Genomic DNA, 22,755 nt, shown 5'->3' on the forward strand with positions numbered 1-22,755 from the left:
AATACGAGGGTTTTGCCGTCACTGACGTGGCAAGCCACATGAGTGCCGTCAAACCTTCCTGGCTTAGCCAGGAAAGTTTTCAGGGAACTTGGCTTTGGATCGAGCCTCGGCCGGCGAAATGATGTTGCGGCGGACGAGATCGGTCAGGTTCTGGTCCAGCGTCTGCATGCCCTGCGAGTTGCCGGTCTGGATGGACGAGTACATCTGCGCCACCTTGTTCTCGCGGATCAGGTTGCGGATGGCCGAGGTGCCCAGCATGATCTCGTGGGCCGCGACGCGGCCCGTGCCGTCCTTCAACTTGCACAGGCTCTGCGAGATGACGGCCTGCAACGACTCGGACACCATCGCCCGCACCATTTCCTTCTCGGCGGCGGGGAAGACGTCGACGATGCGGTCCACCGTCTTGGCGGCCGACGAGGTGTGCAGCGTGCCGAACACCAGGTGGCCCGTCTCGGCCGCGGTCAGCGCGAGGCGGATGGTTTCCAGGTCGCGCATTTCACCGACCAGCACGCAGTCCGGGTCCTCGCGCAGCGCCGAACGCAGCGCGTTGGCGAACGAGTGCGTGTGCGGACCGACCTCGCGCTGGTTGATCAGGCTCTTCTTGGACTCGTGCACGAACTCGATCGGGTCCTCGATGGTCAGGATGTGGCCGTACTCGTTCTCGTTGAGGTGATTGACCATGGCCGCCAGCGTTGTGCTCTTGCCCGAGCCGGTCGGGCCGGTCACCAGCACCAGGCCTCGGGGCTTGAGCGCCAGGTCGGCGAAGACCTTGGGCGCGGCCAGCTGCTCCAGGCTCAGGATCTTGCTCGGAATGGTCCGGAACACGGCGCCGGCGCCGCGGTTCTGGTTGAAGGCGTTGACGCGGAAGCGCGCCAGGCCCTGGATCTCGAAGGAGAAGTCGACCTCCAGCGTCTCCTCGTACACCTTGCGCTGGGAGTCGTTCATGATGTCGTAGACCATGTCGTGGACCGCACGGTGGTCCAGGGCCTCGACATTGATGCGGCGCACATCGCCATGGACGCGGATCATCGGCGGCAGGCCGGCAGAAAGGTGCAGGTCCGATGCCTTGTTCTTGACCGAAAATGCCAGCAGCTGAGTGATGTCCATGATGTCCCGTGGAGTGCTCGGATCATTATGGCGATCTCCGACTCCCTGAAATCCGTCAAAAGCCGCATCGCTGCGGCATGTGTCGCAGCCGGCCGTCCCCCCGACGCGGTACAGCTGCTCGTCGTCAGCAAGACCTTCCCCGGTTCGGCCGTGCGCGAGGCCTTCGCCGCGGGCGCCCGCGCCTTCGGCGAGAACTATGTGCAGGAGGGCCTGGCCAAGGTGGGCGAGCTGATCGACCTGCGCGGCCAGCTCGAATGGCATCTGATCGGCCCGCTGCAGTCCAACAAGACGCGGCCGGTGGCCGAACAGTTCGACTGGGTGCATTCGGTGGACCGGCTCAAGATCGCCGAGCGCCTGTCCGAGCAGCGGCCGCCCGAGCTGCCGCCGCTCAATATCTGCCTGCAAGTCAATATCAGTGCCGAGGCGAGCAAGAGCGGCCTGCTGCCGGGCGAGGTCGCGCCGCTGGCCGCCCAAGTCGCCACCCTGCCCCGGCTGAGGCTGCGCGGCCTGATGGCCATCCCCGAGCCCGGCCCCGGCGCGCTGGCCCAGCACCGGGCCATGGCCGCGCTGTTCGAGGCGCTGAAGGCCGAGGGCCTGGCGCTGGACACGCTGTCCCTGGGCATGAGCGCCGACCTGGAGGACGCCGTCGCCGCGGGCTCGACGCTGGTGCGCGTCGGCACCGCCATCTTCGGCGCCCGCTGAACCCGGCCCGGCGAACTGATACGGTCCCGGATGGCCGGATCTGAGCCTTACCCGCGCCCGGCCGCCCGGGCAAGATGAGGGGCCATGCCCTCGCTCCTCGCCCGCCTGCTGATCGCCCTGTGCTGGGCGCCCGCCGCCCTGGCCCAGCCCGCTCCCGACGCGCTCGCGCAGCGCACGGTCGCTGACACGCTCGCGCAGCGGGCTTTGGCCTGCACCGGCTGCCACGGCAAGCAGGGCCGCGCCACGCCGGACGGCTACTACCCGCGGCTGGCCGGCAAGCCGGCCGGCTATCTCTACAACCAGCTGCTGAACTTCCGCGACGGCCGGCGCGACTACGGCCTGATGAGCGAGCTGATCACGCCGCTGTCCGACGCCTATCTGAAGGAGCTGGCCGGCCATTTCGCGTCGCTGGACCTGCCCTATCCGCCGCCGCAGCGGCCCACGCTGGCGGCGCCCGAGCTGGCGCGCGCCGAAGCACTGATCCGCCACGGCGACGCCGGCCGCCGGCTGCCCGCCTGCGTCGCCTGCCACGGTGAGCGCCTGACCGGCACCCAGCCCGGTGTGCCGGGGCTGCTGGGCCTGTCGCGCGACTACCTGAACGGCCAGCTCGGCGCCTGGCGCAGCGGCCAGCGCCGCGCACTGGCGCCCGACTGCATGGCCCGCATCGCCAAGGCCCTGACCGATGCCGACATCAACGCGCTGACGCAGTTCCTGGCCGGCCAGCCGATGCCGGCCGACCCGCATCCGGCGCCCGCGCTGACCGCGCCGGCACCGCTGCGCTGCGGGGGGCTGCAGCCATGAGGCGGCTGTCCATCGCCCTGGCCCTGCTGGCCGCCCTGGGCTCGGCAGCCGGCCTTGCGTTGCTGGCCTGGCAGCGCGGCCTGAACGACGCGACGCCGCAGTCCAGCGCGCCCGCCAGCCTGGCGCGCGGCGCCTATCTCGCCGCGGTGGGCAACTGCGCCGGCTGCCACACGGCCCGCGGCGGCGCTCGCCTGGCCGGCGGGCGGCCCATCCCGACGCCCTTCGGCACCGTCTTCTCGACCAATCTGACGCCCGACCCGACCGGCCTGGCCGGCTGGAGCGCCAACGAGTTCTGGCGCGCTCTGCATCTGGGCATCAGCCGCGACGGCCGGCTGCTGGTGCCGGCCCATCCCATCGTCAACACGACCCTGGTCAGCCGCGAGGACGCCGACGCGCTGCATGCCTGGCTGCAGGCGCAGGGCCCGGTCGTTGCACCGCGCCGCGCCCACCAGCTGCGCTGGCCCTATGGGAGCCAGCTGGCCATCGCCGCCTGGCGGGCGCTGTACTTCAGGCCCGGCGTCTACCAGCCCAACCCGGCCCGCGATGCCGCCTGGAACCGCGGCGCCTATCTGAGCCAGGGCCTGGCCCATTGCAGCGCCTGCCATGCCGGGCGCGGCGTGCTGGGCGGCGACCAGGGCGCGGCCGATTTCCGCGGCGGCCTGCTCGCCGGCCTGGGCTGGGTGGCGCCCTCCCTGCACGACCCCGCCGAGGCCGGCGTGCAGCGCTGGACGGCCGAGGCCCTGCAGCGCTGGCTGCGCGACGGCCACGCCGACGGCCATGCGGCGCTCGGGCCGATGGCCGAGGTCGTGCTCGGCAGCACCGCGGCGCTGGACGAAGCCGACCTCGCCGCCATGAGCGCCTATCTGCGCGCGCTGCCCGAACGAGCGGTGCCGCGGCCCGGGCCCGCCGAGCCCGACCGGCGCCGCCGCGAGCGCGGCGCCGGCCTCTACCGCGAGCATTGCGCCGCCTGCCATGGCGGCCAGGGCGAGGGCCGCCGCGACACTGGCGGCGCCCCGGCCTACCCGGCCCTGGCCGGCAGCCGCGTCGTCACCCAGGCCAGCGCGGCCAACCTGCTGCGCGTCATCGAGCGCGGCGGCTTCGCGCCGGCCACGCCTGGCCACCCGCGCCCCTATGGCATGCCGCCGTTCGCCGGTGTGCTCGGCGCCGAGGACCTGGCCGCGCTGGCCAGCCATCTGCGCCAGTCCTTCGGCCATCAGGCCGGCGAGATCGACGCGGTCGAAGTGCTGCGTTTGCGGGCAGCGGCTGCTGCGCATTGACACAGCAAGCTCCCGGGCGGGGGAGCGACGTGAACGACTTCACGCGAGGACCACGGACCCTTGAAGCAAATCGTCACAGGTCGCGACACACTGCGCGGCGGCCTCCGGGTATGGCCGCAAAAGAAGGGCCGAGGGCCCTAAAGTCAGTCATCGTTGGAATCAAGATCGGCCGGCTGGCGCCGATACCCGTGGATCACCGGACAAGGACCTGAACCGCATGAACTTCCTGACCCAATTGCGCATCGGCCAGCGGCTGGCCGTGAGCTTCGGCCTCCTGATCCTGCTGCTGGTGGCCATCGGCATCTACGGCGCATCGAACGCCAACAGCCTGGCCAAGGACCTGGACCGCACCGCGAACTCCAGCCTCGTGAAGATCGCTGCGGCCAATGGCCTGGACGGCCAGGTCAACATCATCTCGCGCGCCGTGCGCGACCTGCTGCTGCTGGATACCGCCGGTGCGATCAAGAAGCAGAAGAAGGCCATCGCCGATGCGCTGGAAGAGGGCGAGAAGCAGCTCGCCAGCCTCGATGCAGCCGTCTCCGACGATGCCGAGAAGGCCGCCGTCTCCGAGGTGCGCGAACGCAAGACCAAATTCCTCGGCGCGCTGGAGAAGTTCCAGAAGGTGCAGACGGACGGCAGCCCCGACGAAGCCCGCGAGAGCCTGATCACCGACCTGCGCCCCGCCCAGGCGGCGCTGCAGGAAGGCTTGAAGAAGCTGGTCGACATGCAGTTCGACAGCGGCAAGACGCTGGCCAATGCCGGCAACGAGCGCGCGCGCTCCTCGGTCGTGCTGACCTTCGTGCTGGTTGCCGTGGCCGTGGCCCTGGGCGTCGGTGGCTTCCTGGTGATCTCGCGCTCCATCGTCGGCCCGGCCCGCAAGGCCCAGGCCGCCGCTGAAGCCATCCGCGCCGGTGACCTGACCCAGGACATCCAGGTCGAAGGCCGCGACGAGCTGAGCCAGATGCTGCAGGCCATGAAGGACATGCAGACGGCGCTGTCCGGCGTCGTGCGCGACGTGTCCACCGCCGCCAGCGAGGTGGCCTCGAACTCCGGCTCCATCGCCGACAGCAATTCCAACCTGGCCGAGCGCACGACGCGCTCCGCCGCCAGCCTGCAGAACACCGCCGCCTCGGTGGAGCAGATCGCCTCGACGCTCAAGGGCGCCAGCGACCTGACCCGCCGCGCCGCCGGCATCGCCGTGACGGCCCGCCAGGCGGCCAGCAACGGCGGCGCCGTCGTCTCCAAGGTCGTCGAGACCATGGAAGAGATCAGCGCCAGCTCCAAGAAGATCGGCGACATCATCGGTGTCATCGACGGCATCGCCTTCCAGACCAACATCCTGGCCCTGAACGCCGCGGTGGAAGCCGCGCGTGCCGGCGAGCATGGCCGCGGCTTCGCCGTCGTGGCCGCCGAGGTGCGCGCCCTGGCCCAGCGCTCGGCCGGCGCCGCCAAGGAGATCAAGGTGCTGATCCAGGAATCGACCGTCAAGGTCGAGAACGGCACCACGCTGGTCAACAACGCCGGCGTCACCATCCGCAGCGTCGTGGACGAAGTGAACAACATGGGTCAGCTGATCGAGGAGATCTCGCACTCGGCGCAGGAGCAGGCCACCGGCGTCGGCGTCGTCAACGGCGCGATGAACGAACTCGACAAGGCCACGCAGCAGAACACCAGCCTGGTGGGCGAGCTCAGCCGTTCGGCCGACGCGCTGCGCGACAGCTCCACCCGCCTGATCGAGGCGGTCGGCTTCTTCCGCGCGGCCTGAACCCCAACAACCACTCGTCAAGGCCTGCCATGTCCATCCTGCGCTCCGCCACCGTGCTCGCCGCCAGCCTGATGCTGGCCCTGGCCGCCCACGCCACGCCCAAGGTCATCAAGAAGGTGCCGCCCGACTTCCCGCGCGAGGCCGTGCAGAAGGGCATCTCCACCGGCGTCGTCAAGGCCAAGCTGACCATCGAGGCCGATGGCAAGGTCAGCGACGTCGAGATCGTCGAGGCCGAACCCAAGCGCGTCTTCGACCGCGCCGTGAAGCAGGCCCTGATGGACTGGAAGTTCGAGCCGGGCGAGAAGGCGACGCACGAGGTCAAACTCGTCTTCAAGAACGAGGACTGAGTGAGCGCCGAGGACAGGCCCTGCGGCCTGTCCGACGGCTCACGAAGGCCATGCGCCATGCTGGGCGCATGGCATGAGTAGAGACCGAGAACAGCGCCTGCGCGCTGTTCGACGCGTTACGAAGGACAGACGGCATGCAGGCCGTCTGGCATGACACCGGACAGCGATTGCTGCGCCTCCAGCTTCAACGACCTGCGCGGACCGGGTTGTCCGACGCGGCATGGGGCCACCAATGCGCCCCGCCCACCGCCACCAGCAGCACCGCGACGACGGCGCCGGCCGCAAGACTCAGGCGCCGTTTTCTTCTGGCCTGGCGCACGCGCAGGCTGCCGACCCCGGCGGCCTCGCGCATCGCGGAGTGCTGCTGGAGCCGGGGCAGGCGCTTGAGGCTCACGGCCTGCTTGCGGCCGTCACGGCCGGTCACAATTTCGAAGCTGAGCGGCTCGTCCAGCCGCGGGCCCTCGCCATCGGTGGGAAAGGCCGCCAGTGCCACGAACACCTCTTCGCCCCCACCCAGCGGGCGGATCGTGCCGTAGCCGGCATCGTGGTTCCACGCGCTCAATACACCTTCGAATCTCATACTTCCCTCAGACGCTAGGCTGGAATGCTGCGGGCTGTCGGAGCAGCGCCGGCAACCGGATGTAAGCCCGACAATCCGCCCTCCGCAAGCCCCCAATCTCGTCAGCGCATGCCCATCAACTGGTTCCCCGGCCACATGAACTCCACCCGTCAGGCGATCAAGGATCGCGTGAAGGCGGGGCTGGACGTGGTCATCGAGCTGCTCGACGCGCGCCTGCCCGGCTCCAGCAGCAATCCGCTGCTGGCTGCGCTCACCACCGGCCGGCCGTCGCTGAAGGTGCTGAACAAGCAGGATCTGGCCGACCCGGCCGTGACGGCCGACTGGCTGGCCTTCTACAACGCCCAGCCGCACACGCGCGCCATCCCGCTGGACGCCGGCGACAAATCCCCCGCCCGCGCCCTGGTCAAGGCCTGCCGCGAACTGGCGCCGTTGCGCGGCGACATGCACAAGCCGCTGCGCGTGCTGATCTGCGGCATCCCCAACGTCGGCAAGAGCACGCTGATCAACACGCTGGTCGGCCGCAAGGCCACCAAAACGGGCGACGAGCCGGGCATCACCAAGATCGAGCAGAAGATCGTGCTGGAGAAAGGCTTCTACCTGTTCGACACGCCGGGCATGTTGTGGCCGCGCATCGCCATCGAGCAGAGCGGCTACCACCTGGCCGCCAGCGGCGCCATCGGCCGCAATGCCTTCGACGAGGCCGAGGTGGCGCTGGAGCTGATCGCCGTGCTCAAGCGCCGCTACCCCGAGCGTCTGCAGGAGCGCTACGGTCTGGCCGAGCTGGGCGCCGACGATGCCGTGCTGGAGGCCATCGGCACCAAGCGCGGCGCCAAGATCCGTGGCGGCGCGGTGCAGATGCACAAGGCCGCCGAGGCGCTGCTGGTGGACTACCGCCAGGGGTTGCTGGGCCGCATCACGCTGGAGACGCCCGAGGAGATGGCCGCCTGGCGCCGCGCCGCGGCCGACGAGGAGGCCCGCCAGGCCGCTGCGCGCGAGGCCGAGAAGGCCGCCGACAAGGCACGCCGCAGCGGGCGCCGCGCCGCAGCCAGCGGCGACGCGTGATTCCCCGGCCTTGACCACACTCCTGCGGCACCTATGCTGGGCCGCACCGGAACGACAAGAGACACCATGAGCCGCCTGTCCCTGCTCGACCTCGCCTTCTTCATCGCCGAGAGCGAGGCCAGCCCCAAGCATGTCGCCGGCCTGCACATCCACCAGATCCCCAAGGGCGCCAAGGCCAGCTTCGCGAAGCAGCTCTACGAGGAATTCCTCGAGCACACCGACGTCCAGCCGCCCTTCGACCAGGTCATCAACTTCCTATCGCCGACGCTGATGCCGAGTTGGGGCACGGCCGAGGCTGTGGACCTGTCTGAGCACGTCTTCTTCCACCGGCTCAAGGCCGGCGCCAACGACCGCGCGGCACTCTACGCGCTGACCGCCCGGCTGCACGAGCCGGTGCTGGACCGCAGCCGCCCGCTGTGGGAGGTGCATGTCATCGCCGGGCTGTGGGACCGCCAGTTCGCCGTCTACTACAAGATGCACCACGCGATGGCCGACGGCATCACGATGACGCGCTGGGGCGTGGACTCGCTGCGCACGACGCCCGAGGACCTGACGGTCACGCCGGTCTGGACCTTCGACCACACTCGCCGCGGCGGCCTCGGGCGCAAGAAGCGGCTGGACCAGGCCGTGGCCGGCACCGTGTGGAAGCAACTCACGGCCAACAGCAAGCGCGCCGTCGGCATCGGGCGGCTGACGGCCATGCTGGCGCTGGAGGCCGTGAAGCTGACGAAGAACGCCATCGCCCTGCCCTTCATGGCCAGCGGCGGCACGCCCTTCACGGGCAACGCGACGCCGGGCCGCCAGTTCGCGACCGCCGCCGTGCCCATGGCCCGCATCGACGCCATCCGCAAGCTGGCGCGCGCCACGCTGAACCATGTCGCGCTGACCTGCCTGGACGGGGCCATGCACCGCTACCTCGCCGACGAAGGCATCGCACTGGACCGGCCGATCACGATCCAGATGCCGGTGAACCTGCGCCGCGATGGTGAAAAGGGGGCGGGCAACAAGATCGGCATCATCCTCGTCGACCTGTCGGCGCCCACCGACGACGCCTATGTGCGCCTGCGCAACATCGGCTACTCGCTGCGCAATGTGCGGGCCATGATCGACTCGGTCGCGCCCGAGGCCGTCGAGACCTACACCCTCCTGACCGGGCTGCTCGGCCAGATCGCCGGCATGCTCAAGCTGGCCGACGTCATCACGCCGATGGGCAACACGCTGGTGTCCAACGTGCCCGGCCCGGCGGAGCGCCTCTACCTGAAGGGCGCGCCGCTGCTGGAGATGCACCCGGTCTCGACGCTGCCGGCCACCCATCTGCTCAACATCACGCTGTTCAGCTACGCCGGCACGCTCTACTTCGGCCTCATCGCGACCGACGCTCTGCCCAACCTCGGCCGGCTGTCGGCCTACATCGAGGAAGAGATCGCGACGCTGGAGAAGGCAGTCGGGATCTGAACCGGTGGAGATCATCCACGCCCCTCAGGTCGCGTCGACACCCTGGAAGAACGGCGGCGGCCGCACGCGGACCCTGCTGGTGCTGCCGCGCGCGGACGACTGGCAGCTGCGCATCTCCATGGCCGACGTCGATCAGGACGGCCCCTTCTCGCCCTACCCCGGCGTCGAGCGCTGGCTCGCCCTCGTCGAGGGCCAGGGGATGCGGCTCGAGTTCGAAGACCGGCGAGCGACACTGACGACCCTCGACCCGCCGCTGCGCTTCGACGGCGCCAGCGCGCCCTTTGGCCGCCTGCTGAAGGGCCCCGTGCGCGACCTGAACCTGATGAACAAGGGCGGGCAGGCGGCGATGCACCCGGCGCTGCCGGGCGTTCCCTGGCGTGCCCGGCAACGCTCCTGCGGCCTGTTCGCGTCGCAGCCAGGCAATTGGTCCTGCGGGGATGGCCGCCGGGCCGCGCTGCCCGCGCACACGCTGCTCTGGCTCGACCTGGCACCCCAGAAGGAGATGGTTTTCGACCAGCCCGGGCTGTGGCTGGAGTTCAGCGCTACAGATCCTTGAACAGGCCGATGGCCACCAGCGCCACGCCCATCAGCACCGCGGCGATCCAGGCCCGCGACGGCGAGCGCTCCAGCACCGCGCGGCCGGGGTCGGCCGGGTCGTAATAGACCCTGACCTCGAGGCCGACCGGGTAGCGGGCCACCAGGGCCGCCTTGTCGGCGGACTGCGACGGCCCGCCGGCATAGCCGACCTTGGAGCCGCGGCGGGCCTGGCCGGCCACCTGGTAGTCGTACTCGATGCGCACGCTGTCGTTGTCGCCGTCGGGGGCCTGACGGTGTTCCGAGTGCACGATGACGCCGCGCGTGTCAGGCCAATCGGCGGCCCTGGCGTTCATCGTGGCCGACCACCAGGCCGCGCCGACAAGCAGCAGCCCGCACACGATGAAGGCCAGCTTGATCAGGGTCATCCATGCATCTCCGGGTCGCCCCGAGGGGCGGGTTGCGCCATCATGCCGTCTCCCCAACCGTTCCCCGCCCGGCCATGCCTCTGCCCCTGTTTCCCTCGCCGTGGATGCGCGAGGAACACCACCTGCTGCAGCAGGGCTGTGCACGCTTCTTCGCCGAACGCTGGCTGCCGCGCGCAGCCGGCTGGCGCGAGCGCGGCCAGATGGAGCGCGACACCTGGCGCGAGGCCGGTGCGCAGGGCCTGCTTTGCGCGGCCATGCCCGAGGAGTTCGGCGGCAGCAGCGGGGACTTCGGCCATGAGGCCGTCATCGTCATGGAGGCCGCGCGGGCCAACCTCGGCGGCTTCGGCGGCAGCGTGCACTCGGCCATCGTCGCGCCCTATTTGCTGCACCATGGCAGTGACGAGCAGCGCCGGCGCTGGCTGCCCGCGCTGGCCAGCGGCGAGCGCGTGGGCGCCATCGCGATGACCGAGCCGGGCACGGGCTCGGACCTGCAGGCCATCCGCACGCGCGCCCGGCATGTCACCGACGAACACGGCGACCACTACGTCATCAGCGGCCAGAAGACCTTCATCACCAACGGCCAGAACGCCGACCTCATCGTCATCGTCTGCCGCACCGGCGACGCACCGGGCGCCAGGGGCCTGTCGCTGATCGTGGCCGAGGTCGATGCCGGCACGCCCGGCCTGTCGCGCCGGCGCCTGGACAAGATCGGCATGAAGGCCCAGGACACCAGCGAGCTGTTCTTCGACGAGCTGCGCGTACCGGCCGCGAACCTGCTGGGCGCGAGCGAAGGCCTGGCCTTCGGCCAGCTGATGCAGGAGCTGCCGCAGGAGCGTCTCGTCATCGCGGCCCAGGCCGTTGCGATGATGGAGCGCGCGCTGGACGACACCATCGCCTACGCGAAGCAGCGCGAGGCCTTCGGCCAGCCGATCTGGAATTTCCAGAACACCCGCTTCGTGCTGGCCCAGGCGCAGAGCGACGTGCTGGCCGCGCGTGCGCTGCTGGACGCTGCCATCTCCGCCCACCTGAGGCAGGAGCTCGACGCCGCCCGCGCCGCCCTCGTGAAGGCCTGGTGCAGCGACCTCGCATCGCGGCTGACCGACGCCTGCCTGCAGCTCTTCGGTGGCTATGGCTACATGCTGGAGACTCCCATCGCCGAGCTGTGGGCCGACGCGCGCGTGACGCGCATCTACGGCGGCACCAACGAGATCATGAAAGAGCTGGCTTCGCGCCAGATGTGAAGCACCCCCTACCGGCTTGGCCGGCCCCCTCGAGGGGGCACTGCCAGTGGCCCGGCAAAGCCGGTTCCACGGCAGTCGCTGGGTAAAACCAACTGGAGATCCCATGAGTTTTGACGCCTACCTGTACGAGCACTGCCGCACGCCACGCGGCAAGGGCAAGCCCGAGGGTTCGCTGCACGCGGCGACGCCGATCTGGCTCGTTCGCACGCTGCTGCAGTCTCTACAACGGCGCACGCAACTGGACACGGCCCTGGTTGACGACGTCGTGCTGGGCTGCGTGACGCCGATCGGCGAACAGGGCGGCGACATCGCCCGCACCGCGGTGCTGGACGCCGGCTGGGCCGAGACCGTGGGTGGCATCACGCAGTCGCGCTTCTGCGCGTCGGGGCTGGAGAGCGTCAACCTGGCCGCGGCCAAGGTCGCCAGCGGCTTCGAGCAATTGGTGGTGGCCGGCGGCGTGGAGAGCATGAGCCGCGTGCCCATGGGCAGCGATGGCGGCGCCTGGCTGCAGGACCCGCGCGTCATCGAGGCCGTCGGCTTCGTGCCCCAGGGCATCAGCGCCGACCTGATCGCGACGCTGGAGGGCTTCTCACGCGCCGAGCTGGACGCCTGGGCTGCGCGCTCCCACCAGCGCGCCGCCGCGGCACGCGCCGAAGGGCGCTTCGCGCGCGCCCTGGTGCCCGTGCACGACGAGGCCGGCACGCTGCTGCTGGCCGAGGACGAGACCATCCGCCCGCAGACGACGGCCGAGACCCTGGCCGCGCTGACCCCCTCGTTCGCCAAGCTCGGTGCGAAGTTCGACCCGCTCGCGCTGCGCAAATACCCGCAGGCCGCCGCCATCGAGCACCGCCACCACGCCGGCAACTCCTCGGGCATCGTCGACGGCGCGGCCCTGGTGCTGGTCGGCTCCCGTGCCGGCGGCGCGGCGGCCGGGCTCAGGCCCCGCGCCCGCATCCGCGCCGCGGCGGTGACGGGCAGCGAGCCCACCATCATGCTGACCGGCACGACGCCGGCCTGCCTGAAGGCGCTGAAGCAGGCCGGCATGCAGGCCAAGGACGTCGACCTGTGGGAGATCAACGAGGCCTTCGCCGCCGTGCCGATGAAGACGGCGCGCGACCTCGGCCTGGACCTGGCGCGCGTCAATGTCAACGGCGGCGGCATCGCGCTGGGCCACCCGTTGGGCGCGACGGGCGCGATGCTGCTGGGCACGCTGCTCGATGAGCTCGAGCGGCGCGATCTTCAGACGGGATGCGTGACGCTGTGCGTCGGCGGCGGCATGGGCATCGCCACCGTCATCGAGCGCGTTTGACTGGCGGCGAATCAGAGGCGCATCCAGCCGCCCACGCGCAGATGCCAGCGCCCGCCGCTGCTCTCCCAGCGATGCGGCTCGTAGCGGTAGCCGGGGCGCGGCCGGTCGTAGTAGCCGGGCACCCACTGGTGGCGGCCGCCGCTCCAACCCCAGTAGCCATTGATCCAGACGGCCCCCGGGTAGGGCATCACGGGCACCACCTCAGCATAGGGCGCCGGCGGCGGCACGTCGACGACGACGGCCGGCGCTGCGGCGTAGCCGCCGTCGTAATAGCCGCGATGCGCGGGCACCACCACGCAGGCCGACAGCAGCGCGGATGAGGCCAGCGCGAGGGCCAGGGTCGTTTTTTGCATGTTCGGTCTCCAGGCCGCGGGCTGCGGCCACCCCCCTCTAACTGCCGCCCTGCCCGGGCGGATGACGGCTTCACACAGAATTACCGGGGGCCGCGGCCATAGCCGTAGTCACGGCCGTAATAGCCATCATGGTCATGGTAGTAACCGTCGTGCCGGTGCACCGGCACGATGATGCAGCCGGACAGCAGCGCGGCGGAAATCAGTGCAAGGGCCAGGGCCAGTCGTTTCATGAGGGTCTCCGGGGCCGCCGGGAGGGCGGCCCTGACCCACTAACAGCCGGGCGGCCCCGGCGGATGACGGCGTCACCAGGTGTTACTTCGTGGCGGAAGATTGCTGGGGCTTCAGGTAGCGGTCCATCCAGGCGACGAAGCGCGTCTCCCAGTCGCGCTGGTAGCTGGGCAGGGACAGGCCGTGGAACTGGCCGGGGTAGATGACCAGCTGCGTCGGCACGCCCAGGATCCTGAGCGCCTGGTACATCTGTTCGCCGCCGGCGATGGGCACGTTGAAGTCCTTCTCGCCACCGAGGAAGAGGGTCGGCGTCTTGATGCGGTCGGCCTTGAAGAAGGGGTAGGACGCCTTGAGCCAACGCTCGCGCTGCGCCCAGGGCGGGCCCATCTCGCGCTCGTACTGCACGGCGTACTGGTCCACGCCGAACATGCTGAGCTGGTTGCCGCTGCCGGCGCCGCTGACCGCGGCCTTGAAGCGCGTGTCGCTGGCGATCAGGTAGTCAGTCAGCAGGCCGCCATAGCTCCAGCCGCCCACACCCAGCCGCGCCGGGTCGACGATGCCCTGCTTGACGGCCCAGTCGACCGCCGCATGCAGGTCCTGCACCTCCAGATGGCCCCAGTCGGCGAAGATCGCACGCTGGAAGGCTTGGCCGCGGCCGCTGCTGCCGCGGTAGTTGACGAGCAGCACCGCATAGCCGGCGGCCGCCAGCCGCTCGCGCAGCGCGGTGCGCATCGACAGCTCCTGGGCGTCCTGCCCGTTGGGGCCGCCGTGGATCAGCAGCACGGTCGGCAAAGGCAGCCGGGCCTCGCGCGGCAGGGCCAGCAGGCCATGGACCTCGGTGCCGTCGGCACTGCTCGCGCTGAACTCGCGCAGCATGGACAGCGCGACGCCGCGGCGCCAGTCCTCGTGATGCGCCGTCAAGGTACGCGCCGACGCGGCGCCGGGCTCGAGCAACTGCAGCTCGGCCGGACTGGCCCAGTCGCCGGCCAGGAAGGCGATGCGCCCGTCGCCCGCAACGCTGGCCTGGCCCGCCACGCCGGCCCCACTCAGGCGCTGGACCGCACCGTCGGCCAGTGCGATGCGGGCGAGCTGGCTGTGGCCGTCGTCATCGACGGTGCCGACCAGGGCCGCACCGTCCGGCGTCCATGCGATCTGCGGCTGCCAGCCGCGATCCAGGCCCGCGCCGAGCAGTCGCGCCGCACCGCCGGCAGCGTCGTAGAGGCCGACCCGCCACTGCTGGTAGGCGCTCCACTTCGCGTCGTCACCGGTCGGCAGCGCGATCAGGCGGCCATCGGGGCTCCAGGCCGGACGCGCTTCGTCGTCGGTCGTCAAGGTGGCCAGCGCACGCGCCGCCGCGCCGGGTTCGGCGGGCATCACGAACAGGCCGGTCGCCTCGGTGCGGTCGCGCTCGGGCGCGCGGTTGCCGAGGAAGGCCAGTTGCCGGCCGTCGGGGCTCCAGGCCGGTGCCGCCTCGCTGAACTCGCCGCTCGTCAGCGCGGTGATCTTGCGGCTGGCCAGGTCCAGCAGCTGCAGATGCTTGCGGCGGCCGTCGAGATAACCTTCGCGGTCCTGCTTGAAATGGAAGCGCTCGATGACGATGGGCAGGGGCGTCTTGCGCTTCCAGCCCGCAGCCTGCTCGGGGTCGGGCTCCTCGTCCATGACGACCAGCGCGGCGCGGCGGCCATCGGGCGACAGCGCATAGTCCTCGACGCCGCCCTTGATGTCGGTCAGCTTCTCGGCCTCGCCGCCGGCCAGAGGCAGGCGCCACAGCTGCGCCCCCTTCTTTTGCTCCTCGTCGCCGCCGCGCGCGGCTAGGAAGAAAACGGCCTCCGAGCCCTGCCAGCGCGGCTTGCCGGCGATGTCGCCGGTGAAGCTCAGCCGCCGCGGCCCGGCAGCACCGATGCTCGGAGCCAGCCAGAGATCGGTCAGATATTTGTCCTTGCCCGTATCGGCCACCCGCAGGCCGTAGACCACCCAGCGGCCGTCGGGCGAGATCTCAGGCTCGACGAGGCGTTGCAGACCGTTGGCGGCGTCCGCGTCGAAGGCCTTCGGCGCGGGCTGGGCCAACGCGGGCAGCCGCATCATCCAGATGAGGAATAGGGTTGTCAGCAGGTGTCTCATGTCATGTGGTTGAGGCGTCAGGCAGGCGGTATTCTGCGGCGCTTCCAACCTGATCACTGCTGCCATGAAACGACCTCTGCTGCTGTTTCTACCCCTGCTGCTCGCCGCCTGTGCGTCCGCACCGAGCGAGCCCAAGCAGGCGGCCGCCGTGGTGTCCAACGACAAGGACACCATCTGCGAACGTGAGACCCGCACGGGCACGATGTTGCCGACCGTGCGCTGCCGAACCGCCGCCCAGCGCGAGGCGGAAAAGCGTGAGGTGGAAGCCGTCAGCGATGGCATGCGCCACAGCAACCCGATCAACACTTCGCAGAAGGCTGGGCCCTGATCAGCCCACCTCGCGCCGCACGGCCAGCAGCACCAGCATGCCCGCGGCCAGCACGGCCGCCGTCAGCCACAGCGCCGCGTCGAAGCTGCCGCTGGCCTCGACCATGCGCCCCGTCAGCGCCGGCGCGCTGACCTGGGCCACGCCATAGCTCAGCGTCAGCCGGGCCATCGCCTTGCCCGGGTTGGCGGGCGAGCGCCGTCCCACCAGGGCCAGCGTCAGGCTGACGATGCCGATGAAAGTCGCGCCATACAGCAGCGCGCCCAGCAGGGCCGCCGCGAGGCCGTCGGCCAGCGCCGGCAGCAGCACGCCGACGATCTGCAGGCCGAAGGCGATCAGCAGCGCACCGACGTCGCCAGTGCGACGCGCGACCCGGTCCCAGACGAAGACGGCCGGCGTCGCCGCCAGGCCGACGAGCAGCCAGGCCCAGGGGCCCTGGCCGGCCAGCAACGGCTGCTTCTCGACGATGGCGACGGTGAAGGTCGCATTGATGACGAAGCCCCAGCCAGCGCAGAAATAGGCCGCCACCATCAGCGCCATCCAGCGCCGGTTCGGCGCCGCGCCGGCGGCCGGCTTCAGGGCCATGGGTGGCGCCGGTGGGCGCCACAACCAGGCCGGCAGCAGGAAGGCAAGCCCGATCAGCGCGAAGCCCTGCCACTGGCCGGCCCAGCCGAGGCCGGCGTGCGTCATGCCCATTGCACCCAGGGCCGACACGACGATGCCCAGGCCCAGGCCGATGAAATACAGGCCCAGCTCCGGTCGGTGCCCCGAGCGCATCAGCCAGCCCTGCACCAGGCCCGAGCCGAGCAGCATGCCGGCCGCGCCGCACAGGCCGCCGACATAGCGCGACAGCGCCCAGGCAGCAAAGCTCGTGCTCCAGCCCATCAGCGCCGTGATGAGCAGGGCCAGCGGCAGGCCCCAGCTGTACAGGCGCTGGCGCCAAGTCGGGCTTTCGATCCAGGCGGCAAGCAACGCGCCGCTCATATAGCCGGCGTAGTTGATGGCCGCCAGCAGGCCACCGTCGGCGACGCCCAGGCCGGCCTGGGCATGCATCTGCGGCAGCAGCGGCGTGTAGGCGAAGCGCGCCAGGCCGATGGTCAGCACCAGGGCGCAGATGCCGCCCAGCAACACCTGCCAGGCCTGGAGAGGGGTCGATGGCGGCGCGTCGGGTTCGGGCATGGGCGCAGAGGTTACGCGAGCCGCGCCGGTCCGGCGGGCCGCGGGGCTTGCAAGCCGGCCCGCCAGCCCCAGTTGCAAGGGCTACCCAAGGTCGCCAATGCCGCTGCTGATCTGCTTCTGCCTCGCCCTGCTCGCCGCCGCCGCCATCGCGCTATGGCCGCTGTGGGTGCGCCGGCGCCGCACGCGCATTGCCGGCCGCCCCTTCCCGCAGGCCTGGCGGCGACTGCTGCGCCGCCATGTGCCGCTGGTGGCGCGGCTGCCGGCGCGCCAGCAACTGCGACTCAAGGGCCTGATGCAGGTCTTCCTGGCCGAGAAGCCCATCATCGGCTGCCGCGGCCTGCGCGTGACCGACGAGATGCGCGTGACCATCGCGGCGCTGGCCTGCCTGCCGCTGCTTGGCGCGGCACGCGGCGTCTACCCCGAACTGCGCCAGGTGCTGCTCTACCCCGGCGCCTTCGTCGTCGAGCGGCCGGTGGCCGAGCCTGGCGGCCTGCAGTCGGAGCAACGCCGCGTGCTGGCCGGCGAGAGCTGGAGCCAGGGCCAGGTGCTGCTGGCCTGGGACGAGGTGCGGCACGGCGCAGCCACGCCGGGCGATGGCCACAACGTCGTCATCCACGAGTTCGCCCACCAGCTCGACCAGGCCGGCGGCCCGGCCAACGGCGCGCCCGCGCTGCCGACGGCCGAGGCCTACCGGCGCTGGTCCACCGTGATGCAGAACGAGTTCGACGCGCTGCGCTGGCGCTTGGCGCAGGGTGAATCGGGCCTGATCGACGCCTATGCGGCGACCGAACCGGCGGAGTTCTTCGCGGTGGTCAGCGAGCTGTTCTTCGAGCGGCCCGGCGAGCTGGCGGCCGGCCACCCGGCGCTGTATGCCGAGCTGAGCGGCTACTACCGGCTCGACCCGGCCGGCTGGATCTGATGGGCTTACGGGACAGCCCGATCAAGCGCAGCGAGTAGCCCTGCCCTCAACTGACTAGAAACCGAGGCTGGCCAGCAGGTCGTCCACGTCGTCCTGCTTGAGCGCCTTGTCGGGCGTCTGCACGCCACCGAGTTCCTCGGGCTCGACGGTCCCGGCCGGCTCGGGCAGGGACTGGAGCAGGTCCTTGAGCGGCGGCTCGACGCGCTCCAGCATCCTGCTGACCTTGTTGATGACCTGGCCGGAGAGATCCTGGAAGTCCTGCGACATCATGATCTCGGTGTGCAGCGACTTCTCGCGCGCGGCGAAGCTGGCCGCATCGGCGGCATAGGCGGCGCAGAGCTTCATCAGCGCGCGGGCGCGCTCCTGGCTGATGTTGGTCGACAGGGCCAGGCGGTTCAGCGCATCGGATAGCTCGCGGCCCTTCTTGCGCACGGCCTCGGCATCCTCCTGCGCCGCCTCGACGAGATTGAGCACCTTGGTAGCCGCCTGCTCCGTCATGCTGCGCACATAGGCCAGGCGCTCGCGTGCGTCAGGCAGTTCGTCGACGACGTTGTGCAGGATCTGGGCCGCATCGGCCCTGATCAGGGTCTGGATGGACGCGTCGGACATGAGTAACCCCCAGGGCTGCCCCCCGGCAACATCGTCGGGAGCTCTGGGCAGTTTAGGACCCGCACCCCGCGCCGTACACAGCCCGGAGGGCCCGAGCGCGGCCTTTGTCACGCAGTTGCAAACGTGCTCAGGCGGATGCCGCCAGCAGCGCGCGCAGCGCCGTGACCTGCGCCAGGTCCAGCCGCCCCGCCGCCTGCGCCAGGGCCAGTTGGCGCAGGCCCAGCGCCCGCAGCAGATCGCCGTCCAGCCCGGCGCCGGCCAGCGCCTCCAGATGGCGGGCCAGCACGCCGGCGTCGCCACGGGCGATGGGGCCGGAGACGGCGCCGGCCAGGCCACGCGCTGCGGCCGTGTCCAGCGCACCGCGGGCCAGGGGCAGCAGGGCCGCCAGGGACTGCCCGCCGTCCAGGCCGGCGGCCGACCACAGCGCCCCGGCCTCGGCCAGCACCGCCAGCACGCCGCTGGCGGCCAGATTGGCTGCGGCGTGATAGGCCGCCCGGGCCTGGGCCGACATCGGCGACGGCAGGCTCAGCGGCACCAGGCCCAGCGCGTGAGCCAGCGCTTCCAGCGCCGGCCGGTGCGCCGCGTCGGCCTCGATGCCGACATGGGCTCCGGCCAGCCCGGCGTCGCCGGCCAGCAGCTTCAGCGGGTGAAAGCCGGCCACGGCCGGCGCGGGCGCCAGCGCGGCGAGCGGCGTCGCGCCGCTGCAGTGCAGCGCGAGCTGGCCGGCCCGCCACGGCAGGGCCGCTGCCGTCGCGGCGATGTGGTCGTCGGGCACCGTCAGCCAGGCCCAGTCGGCGGCCTGCGTCGCGGCCTCGGGACTGAACTCTCCCGGTCCTGGCCCGCGCCGGCCGATGACCACCGTGTCGCCCGTCGCCTGCAACGCCGGCACCAGCGCCCGCGCAAGCCGGCCGTAGCCGATGACGGCGTGCCGGCGGCCCATCAGGGCTTGACGAACTTCAAGGTCATGCGGTCGCTCTCGCCGATGGCCTGGTATTTGGCGCGGTCCTTGTCCTTCAGCGCATAGGTGGGCGGCAGCGTCCAGACGCCGTCCGGGTGGTCGGCCGTGTCCCTGGGGTTGGCATTGACCTCGCTGCGGCCCGCCAGCCTGAAGCCGGCCGCCTCGGCGAAGCCGATGACGGTGGCCTCGTGCACATAGCCTGTTGGCGCCTTGGCGTCCTGCTCGCGCGAGGCCGGCAGGCGATGCTCCTCCACACCCAGCGTGCCGCCGGATTTGAGCGCCTTGAAGGCGGCGTTGAAGACATCCTGCGCCTTGCCGGCGGCCATCCAGTTGTGCACGTTGCGGAAGGTCAGCACCGCGTCGGCGCTGCCGGGCGGGGCGATGTCCAGCAGGCCCTTGGCCGGGTCGAAGCTGGTGATCCTGACCTTGCCGAAGACCGCCATCGAATCCATCTTGGCCTTGAAGCGCAAACTGCCGCCATCGGCGGCATAGAGCTGCCCTTGCTCGCGCAGATAGGGCGCGAGGATCTCGGTGTACCAGCCCCCACCCGGCGCGAGCTCGACGACGGTGTCCGTGGGCTTGATGCCGAAGAAGCCCAGCGTCTCGTAGGGATGGCGCCAGGCGTCGCGCGCGACGTTGCCGACGCTGCGGTGCTCGGCCGCGACGGCGGTCTTCAGCGGGTCGGTGCCTTGTGCTTGGGCCAGGGCGGCGGTGGCGGTCAGCACGGCGGCGGTGAGCCAGGTCTTCATGCGGGGTCTCCTTGGGTTCTGCCGGGGCGGCGCAGTATGAGCGGCGCCTCGCCCCCTGCCGAAGGTCAGTCAATGCAGCTGCCAGCCCATCAGGCCGGCCAACGTGTCGAAGAAGGCGGCGTACACGACCAGCGGCAGCGGCAGGCCGATCAGCGTGCCCAGCATGTAGTCGCGAAAACGCAGGCCCGACAGCGCCAGCGCGTAGTTCAGCGCCGGCACGGTCTGGAAGAACAGGCGCAACAGGGCCACGCTGCGGACGGGGTGGGCGTCCAGGCGCGAGAACAGGCGCCGCGCCAGCGGCCCCGGCAGCTCGCGCAGCGCATTGGCCCCGAAGGCCCGCACGATGACAAAGGTGACGGCGCAGGAAACCAGCGCGGCACTGAAGGTGGCGCCCGCGCCCCAGGCAGGCCCCAGGGCAAGCACCGCGGAAGCCAGGAAGATCCAGCCGGGCAGCTGGATCAGGTTACCCAGCGCGAACAGCGCGGTGAACGCGACGAAGCCCCAGACGCTGTGCGCCGCGAAGCCGTCGCGCAGGGCCTGCGGGTTGATGCGGGCGCGCAGGCCGGTGAACTGGAACACCGCCCACAACGCCCCCAGCAGCAGCAACACTGCCACGAGCCGGCGCCACGGCCTGGCCGTGGGCGCGGGGGATGGCGAGTTGTCGGCAGGGTTCAACGCTTGGGCTTGGGCGGCTTCTTCGAGCCCGAAGTATCGGCCGGCGCGACGACGCCCTTCACGGCCGCCTGGGCCAGCTTGAAGAACACGTCGGTGTTGTCGATGACGCCGGTGAAGGCCAGCGCGCCGGGGCCGTAGGCCGACAGCGGCACGTCGGTGGCCGTGTGCACGGCCGATTCGCCCGGCACCTGGCCGGTGACGAGGTAGTCGCCCACGGCATCGTCGCGCTCCTGGGCATTGGCCGGGTACCACTTCAGCGGCGCCTCGCTGGCGAAGGGCTGCTGGCCGTCGCGCTGCGGCGTCTTCTTCGTGCGCCAGTCCTCGTAGCGGTCGGCATTGGCGCCGTAGCCCACCAGCAGGCGGAAGTCGATGTCCGTCGTCTCAGGGTAGCCGTCGGCGGCAATCTTGTAGTGCGGGAAGCCGGCCTTCTCGTAGACACCGACGACGCTGTTGCGCAGGTTGGCCACGCCCTTCTTGGCGGCCAGCTCGGCGAGCCTGGCGTCCGTCACGACGGAGCCGCCGATCAGTGCGGCGCCCGAGCACTCGTGGTCGGCCGTCACGATGACCAGGGTGTCGCCCTGCTCGGCCGCGAAGTCCTGGGCCACGCGCACGGCGCGGTCGAACTCCAGCGTGTCCAGCATCCAGCGCTCGGTGTCCATGTTGTGGGCCTGCTTGTCGATGGACGCGCCCTCGATCATCAGCACGAAGCCCTTGGGCGAATGCTTGAGCACGCCGATGGCCTTGGCGGCCATCTCGTCGAGCATGGGCTGGTCGGGCAGGCCGAAGTCGTCGACGACGCTGCCCCCCTGCAGGCCGTTCTTGTCGGTGCCGCGGCGGCCGTTGATCTTGTCCAGCGCCACGTTCATGTTGGAGAACGCGAACAGGCCCAGCAGCGGCCTGGCGGCGTCGACCTTGTCGAGGTCGGTCTTGGTCGCCGCATAGCTGTAGCCGGCGGACTGGAATTCCCTGATGAGGTCGCGGCCCTTGTCCATCGCACCGGCGGACACGCCCCAGCGCCTGACGATCTCGGCCGTGTGCGGGTCGGTCGCGGAGAAGGCGTAGTCGCTCGTGTCGGTGCGGCCCGAGCCCGGCGTGCCGGCCGGCAGGAACCACTTGCGACCTCCGCCCATCAGCACGGTCAGGCCGGTGTGGGCACGGTCGTCGAAGAACTGGTCGACGATGCCGGTGCCGGCGCCGCGGTTGCTGGTGTGCACGGCATTGCCGGCGGGCGTCGCGTCGAACACGTCAGCCGTCGTCACGATGCCGAGCTGCTTGCCCTGGGTGCGGTGCAGGTATTCGCTGAGGTATTCGATGCGCGGGTTGTCGAAGGCGTCGACGGTGTCGTCGGGGAAGACGCCCTCCTCGTTGTTGTTGTTCTTGTTGCCGCTCACATAGCTCGTCATGCCGGGCGACGAGTCCGTCACGATGGAGTTCAGCGACGAGGTCTTGACCATGGCCGTTGCCGTGAAGCTGTCCATCGCCAGCGGCTGCAGCGCCTTGCCCTGGGCATAGCCGTGCACGATGCGCGCGGCCGTGCGCTGCGAGGCGCCCATACCGTCGCCGAGCAGGATGATGATGTTCTTCACCTTCGGGCCCAACGCGGCCGTGAAGGGCAAAACCTCGAAATTGCCGGTGGCCACGACCCTCTGGCCGTCGGCCTGCGTGGCCTCGACGCTGAACTCGTGCACGCCGGCCTTGTCGCTGCTGACGGCGCGCACGGTGGCGATGGCCGTCTCGGCGGCCAGGCCCTTCACGCAGCCGACGGCGCAGTCGCGCAGCGCGACGTTGGCGTTGACCGGCTTGCCATCGACGAGGAAACGCGCGGCAGTGATCTTCTGGCCCGCATCGGGCCGGATCGTCGCCTGCAGGTCGAAGCGCTGGCCGGGCAGGAAGCGCGCGATGACAGGGGCGGCTCGGTGACTGGAGAAGAGTTCGCTGGGCGGCGTGAGCCGGGTCACGGTCGGCGCGGCCAGGGCGGAGCCAGCCGCCAGTGCAATCAGGAGCAGGGCGTGGTGTTTTTTCATCGGAGAA

The 22,755-nt window shown here is 70.7% G+C and carries 24 protein-coding genes; 12 read left to right on the top strand and 12 right to left on the bottom strand.

Features of this window, described 5'->3' with window-relative positions; translation table 11 throughout:
• Positions 1 to 63: 63 nt before the first annotated feature.
• Positions 64 to 1,107 (bottom strand): type IV pilus twitching motility protein PilT, encoded by a 1,044-nt coding sequence (locus EV671_RS05895; RefSeq protein ID WP_132570369.1) that lies wholly within the window; start codon positions 1,105 to 1,107, stop codon positions 64 to 66.
• A 27-nt stretch (positions 1,108 to 1,134) separates the two neighbouring features.
• Between EV671_RS05895 and EV671_RS05900 the strand changes: the two genes are divergently transcribed.
• From EV671_RS05900 to EV671_RS05920, 5 genes are all read left to right on the top strand, one after another.
• Positions 1,135 to 1,809: a YggS family pyridoxal phosphate-dependent enzyme gene (locus EV671_RS05900; protein ID WP_207911098.1), complete on the top strand. Its 675-nt coding sequence runs from the start codon at positions 1,135 to 1,137 to the stop codon at positions 1,807 to 1,809.
• A gap of 84 nt (positions 1,810 to 1,893) precedes the next feature.
• Positions 1,894 to 2,610 (top strand): c-type cytochrome, encoded by a 717-nt coding sequence (locus EV671_RS05905; protein ID WP_132570370.1) that lies wholly within the window; start codon positions 1,894 to 1,896, stop codon positions 2,608 to 2,610.
• The gene (locus EV671_RS05910; protein WP_132570371.1) at positions 2,607 to 3,887 is read left to right on the top strand and encodes a c-type cytochrome; all 1,281 of its coding nucleotides are present in this window, start codon (positions 2,607 to 2,609) and stop codon (positions 3,885 to 3,887) included. The genes EV671_RS05905 and EV671_RS05910 overlap by 4 nt, the downstream gene beginning before the upstream one ends.
• Before the next feature lie 217 nt (positions 3,888 to 4,104).
• On the top strand, positions 4,105 to 5,652 hold the full coding sequence (locus EV671_RS05915) for a methyl-accepting chemotaxis protein (RefSeq protein WP_132570372.1): 1,548 nt from the start codon (positions 4,105 to 4,107) through the stop codon (positions 5,650 to 5,652).
• A 29-nt stretch (positions 5,653 to 5,681) separates the two neighbouring features.
• A complete protein-coding gene (locus EV671_RS05920) occupies positions 5,682 to 5,999 on the top strand; it encodes an energy transducer TonB (protein ID WP_132570373.1) in 318 nt (105 codons plus the stop codon).
• 184 nt (positions 6,000 to 6,183) lie between these two features.
• Here the strand turns inward: EV671_RS05920 and EV671_RS05925 are convergent, their stop codons facing one another.
• On the bottom strand, positions 6,184 to 6,579 hold the full coding sequence (locus tag EV671_RS05925; RefSeq protein ID WP_132570374.1) for a cold-shock protein: 396 nt from the start codon (positions 6,577 to 6,579) through the stop codon (positions 6,184 to 6,186).
• Positions 6,580 to 6,687: 108 nt separating this feature from the next.
• On the opposite strand from EV671_RS05925, the gene ylqF reads away from it, so the two are divergent.
• The 3 genes from ylqF (at position 6,688) to EV671_RS05940 (ending at position 9,652) form a co-directional block, all read left to right on the top strand.
• Complete coding sequence (gene ylqF / locus EV671_RS05930) at positions 6,688 to 7,641, top strand: ribosome biogenesis GTPase YlqF (protein ID WP_132570375.1); 954 nt, start codon at positions 6,688 to 6,690, stop codon at positions 7,639 to 7,641.
• 66 nt (positions 7,642 to 7,707) lie between these two features.
• A complete protein-coding gene (locus EV671_RS05935; RefSeq protein ID WP_132570376.1) occupies positions 7,708 to 9,096 on the top strand; it encodes a wax ester/triacylglycerol synthase domain-containing protein in 1,389 nt (462 codons plus the stop codon).
• A gap of 4 nt (positions 9,097 to 9,100) precedes the next feature.
• On the top strand, positions 9,101 to 9,652 hold the full coding sequence (locus tag EV671_RS05940; RefSeq protein ID WP_132570377.1) for a HutD/Ves family protein: 552 nt from the start codon (positions 9,101 to 9,103) through the stop codon (positions 9,650 to 9,652).
• Here EV671_RS05940 and EV671_RS05945 read toward each other — a convergent pair.
• Positions 9,639 to 10,058, bottom strand: a complete 420-nt coding sequence (locus tag EV671_RS05945; protein WP_132570378.1) for a DUF3592 domain-containing protein — start codon at positions 10,056 to 10,058, stop codon at positions 9,639 to 9,641. The two genes, EV671_RS05940 and EV671_RS05945, sit on opposite strands and share 14 nt — an antisense overlap.
• Positions 10,059 to 10,132: 74 nt before the next feature.
• Here EV671_RS05945 and EV671_RS05950 point away from each other — a divergent pair, with 74 nt between their 5' ends.
• Together EV671_RS05950 and EV671_RS05955 are read left to right on the top strand one after the other, a co-directional pair.
• Entirely contained in the window at positions 10,133 to 11,299 is a 1,167-nt protein-coding gene (locus EV671_RS05950; protein WP_132570379.1) for an acyl-CoA dehydrogenase family protein, read from the top strand.
• A 103-nt stretch (positions 11,300 to 11,402) separates the two neighbouring features.
• On the top strand, positions 11,403 to 12,608 hold the full coding sequence (locus EV671_RS05955; RefSeq protein WP_132570380.1) for an acetyl-CoA C-acetyltransferase: 1,206 nt from the start codon (positions 11,403 to 11,405) through the stop codon (positions 12,606 to 12,608).
• A gap of 11 nt (positions 12,609 to 12,619) precedes the next feature.
• Here EV671_RS05955 and EV671_RS05960 read toward each other — a convergent pair whose 3' ends face one another.
• The 3 genes from EV671_RS05960 to EV671_RS05965 form a co-directional block, all read right to left on the bottom strand.
• Positions 12,620 to 12,961 carry a YXWGXW repeat-containing protein gene (locus tag EV671_RS05960; RefSeq protein WP_132570381.1) on the bottom strand — a complete coding sequence of 114 codons (342 nt, stop codon included), beginning with the start codon at positions 12,959 to 12,961 and terminating at the stop codon, positions 12,620 to 12,622.
• An 80-nt stretch (positions 12,962 to 13,041) separates the two neighbouring features.
• Positions 13,042 to 13,191, bottom strand: a complete 150-nt coding sequence (locus tag EV671_RS26675) for a hypothetical protein (protein WP_165917481.1) — start codon at positions 13,189 to 13,191, stop codon at positions 13,042 to 13,044.
• 82 nt (positions 13,192 to 13,273) lie between these two features.
• Positions 13,274 to 15,310: a S9 family peptidase gene (locus tag EV671_RS05965; protein WP_165917482.1), complete on the bottom strand. Its 2,037-nt coding sequence runs from the start codon at positions 15,308 to 15,310 to the stop codon at positions 13,274 to 13,276.
• Between the two features lie 64 nt (positions 15,311 to 15,374).
• On the opposite strand from EV671_RS05965, the gene EV671_RS26680 reads away from it, so the two are divergent.
• Positions 15,375 to 15,638, top strand: a complete 264-nt coding sequence (locus tag EV671_RS26680) for a hypothetical protein (RefSeq protein WP_165917483.1) — start codon at positions 15,375 to 15,377, stop codon at positions 15,636 to 15,638.
• On the opposite strand, the gene EV671_RS05970 is transcribed toward EV671_RS26680, so the two are convergent.
• On the bottom strand, positions 15,639 to 16,814 hold the full coding sequence (locus tag EV671_RS05970) for a YbfB/YjiJ family MFS transporter (protein ID WP_132570383.1): 1,176 nt from the start codon (positions 16,812 to 16,814) through the stop codon (positions 15,639 to 15,641).
• A gap of 97 nt (positions 16,815 to 16,911) precedes the next feature.
• Here EV671_RS05970 and EV671_RS05975 point away from each other — a divergent pair, with 97 nt between their 5' ends.
• Entirely contained in the window at positions 16,912 to 17,733 is an 822-nt protein-coding gene (locus EV671_RS05975; protein ID WP_132570384.1) for a M90 family metallopeptidase, read from the top strand.
• 54 nt (positions 17,734 to 17,787) lie between these two features.
• On the opposite strand, the gene EV671_RS05980 is transcribed toward EV671_RS05975, so the two are convergent.
• From EV671_RS05980 to EV671_RS06000, 5 genes are all read right to left on the bottom strand, one after another.
• Entirely contained in the window at positions 17,788 to 18,342 is a 555-nt protein-coding gene (locus EV671_RS05980) for a protein phosphatase CheZ (protein WP_132570385.1), read from the bottom strand.
• A gap of 127 nt (positions 18,343 to 18,469) precedes the next feature.
• Positions 18,470 to 19,282: a DUF2520 domain-containing protein gene (locus EV671_RS05985; protein ID WP_132570386.1), complete on the bottom strand. Its 813-nt coding sequence runs from the start codon at positions 19,280 to 19,282 to the stop codon at positions 18,470 to 18,472.
• Positions 19,282 to 20,049 carry a class I SAM-dependent methyltransferase gene (locus tag EV671_RS05990; RefSeq protein WP_132570387.1) on the bottom strand — a complete coding sequence of 256 codons (768 nt, stop codon included), beginning with the start codon at positions 20,047 to 20,049 and terminating at the stop codon, positions 19,282 to 19,284. Before EV671_RS05990 ends, EV671_RS05985 begins: the two co-directional genes overlap by 1 nt.
• 69 nt (positions 20,050 to 20,118) lie before the next feature.
• Entirely contained in the window at positions 20,119 to 20,664 is a 546-nt protein-coding gene (locus tag EV671_RS05995; protein WP_243655597.1) for a TVP38/TMEM64 family protein, read from the bottom strand.
• A 56-nt stretch (positions 20,665 to 20,720) separates the two neighbouring features.
• On the bottom strand, positions 20,721 to 22,748 hold the full coding sequence (locus tag EV671_RS06000; RefSeq protein ID WP_132570389.1) for an alkaline phosphatase: 2,028 nt from the start codon (positions 22,746 to 22,748) through the stop codon (positions 20,721 to 20,723).
• Positions 22,749 to 22,755: the final 7 nt, after the last annotated feature.

The sequence above is a fragment of the Roseateles saccharophilus genome, assembly GCF_004342485.1.
Classification (GTDB): domain Bacteria; phylum Pseudomonadota; class Gammaproteobacteria; order Burkholderiales; family Burkholderiaceae_C; genus Pelomonas; species Pelomonas saccharophila.

Bases quoted from the DNA above. Each gene is read 5' to 3' on its own strand.
- EV671_RS05905 (WP_132570370.1), top strand. From the start codon at position 1,894: ATGCCCTCGCTCCTCGCCCGCCTGCTGATCGCCCTGTGCTGGGCGCCC.
- EV671_RS26675 (WP_165917481.1), bottom strand. From the start codon at position 13,191: ATGAAACGACTGGCCCTGGCCCTTGCACTGATTTCCGCCGCGCTGCTG.
- EV671_RS05975 (WP_132570384.1), top strand. From the start codon at position 16,912: ATGCCGCTGCTGATCTGCTTCTGCCTCGCCCTGCTCGCCGCCGCCGCC.
- EV671_RS05915 (WP_132570372.1), top strand. From the start codon at position 4,105: ATGAACTTCCTGACCCAATTGCGCATCGGCCAGCGGCTGGCCGTGAGC.
- EV671_RS05970 (WP_132570383.1), bottom strand. From the start codon at position 16,814: ATGCCCGAACCCGACGCGCCGCCATCGACCCCTCTCCAGGCCTGGCAG.
- EV671_RS05965 (WP_165917482.1), bottom strand. From the start codon at position 15,310: ATGAGACACCTGCTGACAACCCTATTCCTCATCTGGATGATGCGGCTG.
- EV671_RS06000 (WP_132570389.1), bottom strand. From the start codon at position 22,748: ATGAAAAAACACCACGCCCTGCTCCTGATTGCACTGGCGGCTGGCTCC.
- EV671_RS05990 (WP_132570387.1), bottom strand. From the start codon at position 20,049: ATGAAGACCTGGCTCACCGCCGCCGTGCTGACCGCCACCGCCGCCCTG.
- EV671_RS05950 (WP_132570379.1), top strand. From the start codon at position 10,133: ATGCCTCTGCCCCTGTTTCCCTCGCCGTGGATGCGCGAGGAACACCAC.
- EV671_RS05955 (WP_132570380.1), top strand. From the start codon at position 11,403: ATGAGTTTTGACGCCTACCTGTACGAGCACTGCCGCACGCCACGCGGC.
- EV671_RS05920 (WP_132570373.1), top strand. From the start codon at position 5,682: ATGTCCATCCTGCGCTCCGCCACCGTGCTCGCCGCCAGCCTGATGCTG.
- EV671_RS05935 (WP_132570376.1), top strand. From the start codon at position 7,708: ATGAGCCGCCTGTCCCTGCTCGACCTCGCCTTCTTCATCGCCGAGAGC.
- EV671_RS05910 (WP_132570371.1), top strand. From the start codon at position 2,607: ATGAGGCGGCTGTCCATCGCCCTGGCCCTGCTGGCCGCCCTGGGCTCG.
- EV671_RS26680 (WP_165917483.1), top strand. From the start codon at position 15,375: ATGAAACGACCTCTGCTGCTGTTTCTACCCCTGCTGCTCGCCGCCTGT.
- ylqF (WP_132570375.1), top strand. From the start codon at position 6,688: ATGCCCATCAACTGGTTCCCCGGCCACATGAACTCCACCCGTCAGGCG.
- EV671_RS05945 (WP_132570378.1), bottom strand. From the start codon at position 10,058: ATGACCCTGATCAAGCTGGCCTTCATCGTGTGCGGGCTGCTGCTTGTC.
- EV671_RS05925 (WP_132570374.1), bottom strand. From the start codon at position 6,579: ATGAGATTCGAAGGTGTATTGAGCGCGTGGAACCACGATGCCGGCTAC.
- EV671_RS05960 (WP_132570381.1), bottom strand. From the start codon at position 12,961: ATGCAAAAAACGACCCTGGCCCTCGCGCTGGCCTCATCCGCGCTGCTG.
- EV671_RS05985 (WP_132570386.1), bottom strand. From the start codon at position 19,282: ATGGGCCGCCGGCACGCCGTCATCGGCTACGGCCGGCTTGCGCGGGCG.
- EV671_RS05895 (WP_132570369.1), bottom strand. From the start codon at position 1,107: ATGGACATCACTCAGCTGCTGGCATTTTCGGTCAAGAACAAGGCATCG.
- EV671_RS05900 (WP_207911098.1), top strand. From the start codon at position 1,135: ATGGCGATCTCCGACTCCCTGAAATCCGTCAAAAGCCGCATCGCTGCG.
- EV671_RS05980 (WP_132570385.1), bottom strand. From the start codon at position 18,342: ATGTCCGACGCGTCCATCCAGACCCTGATCAGGGCCGATGCGGCCCAG.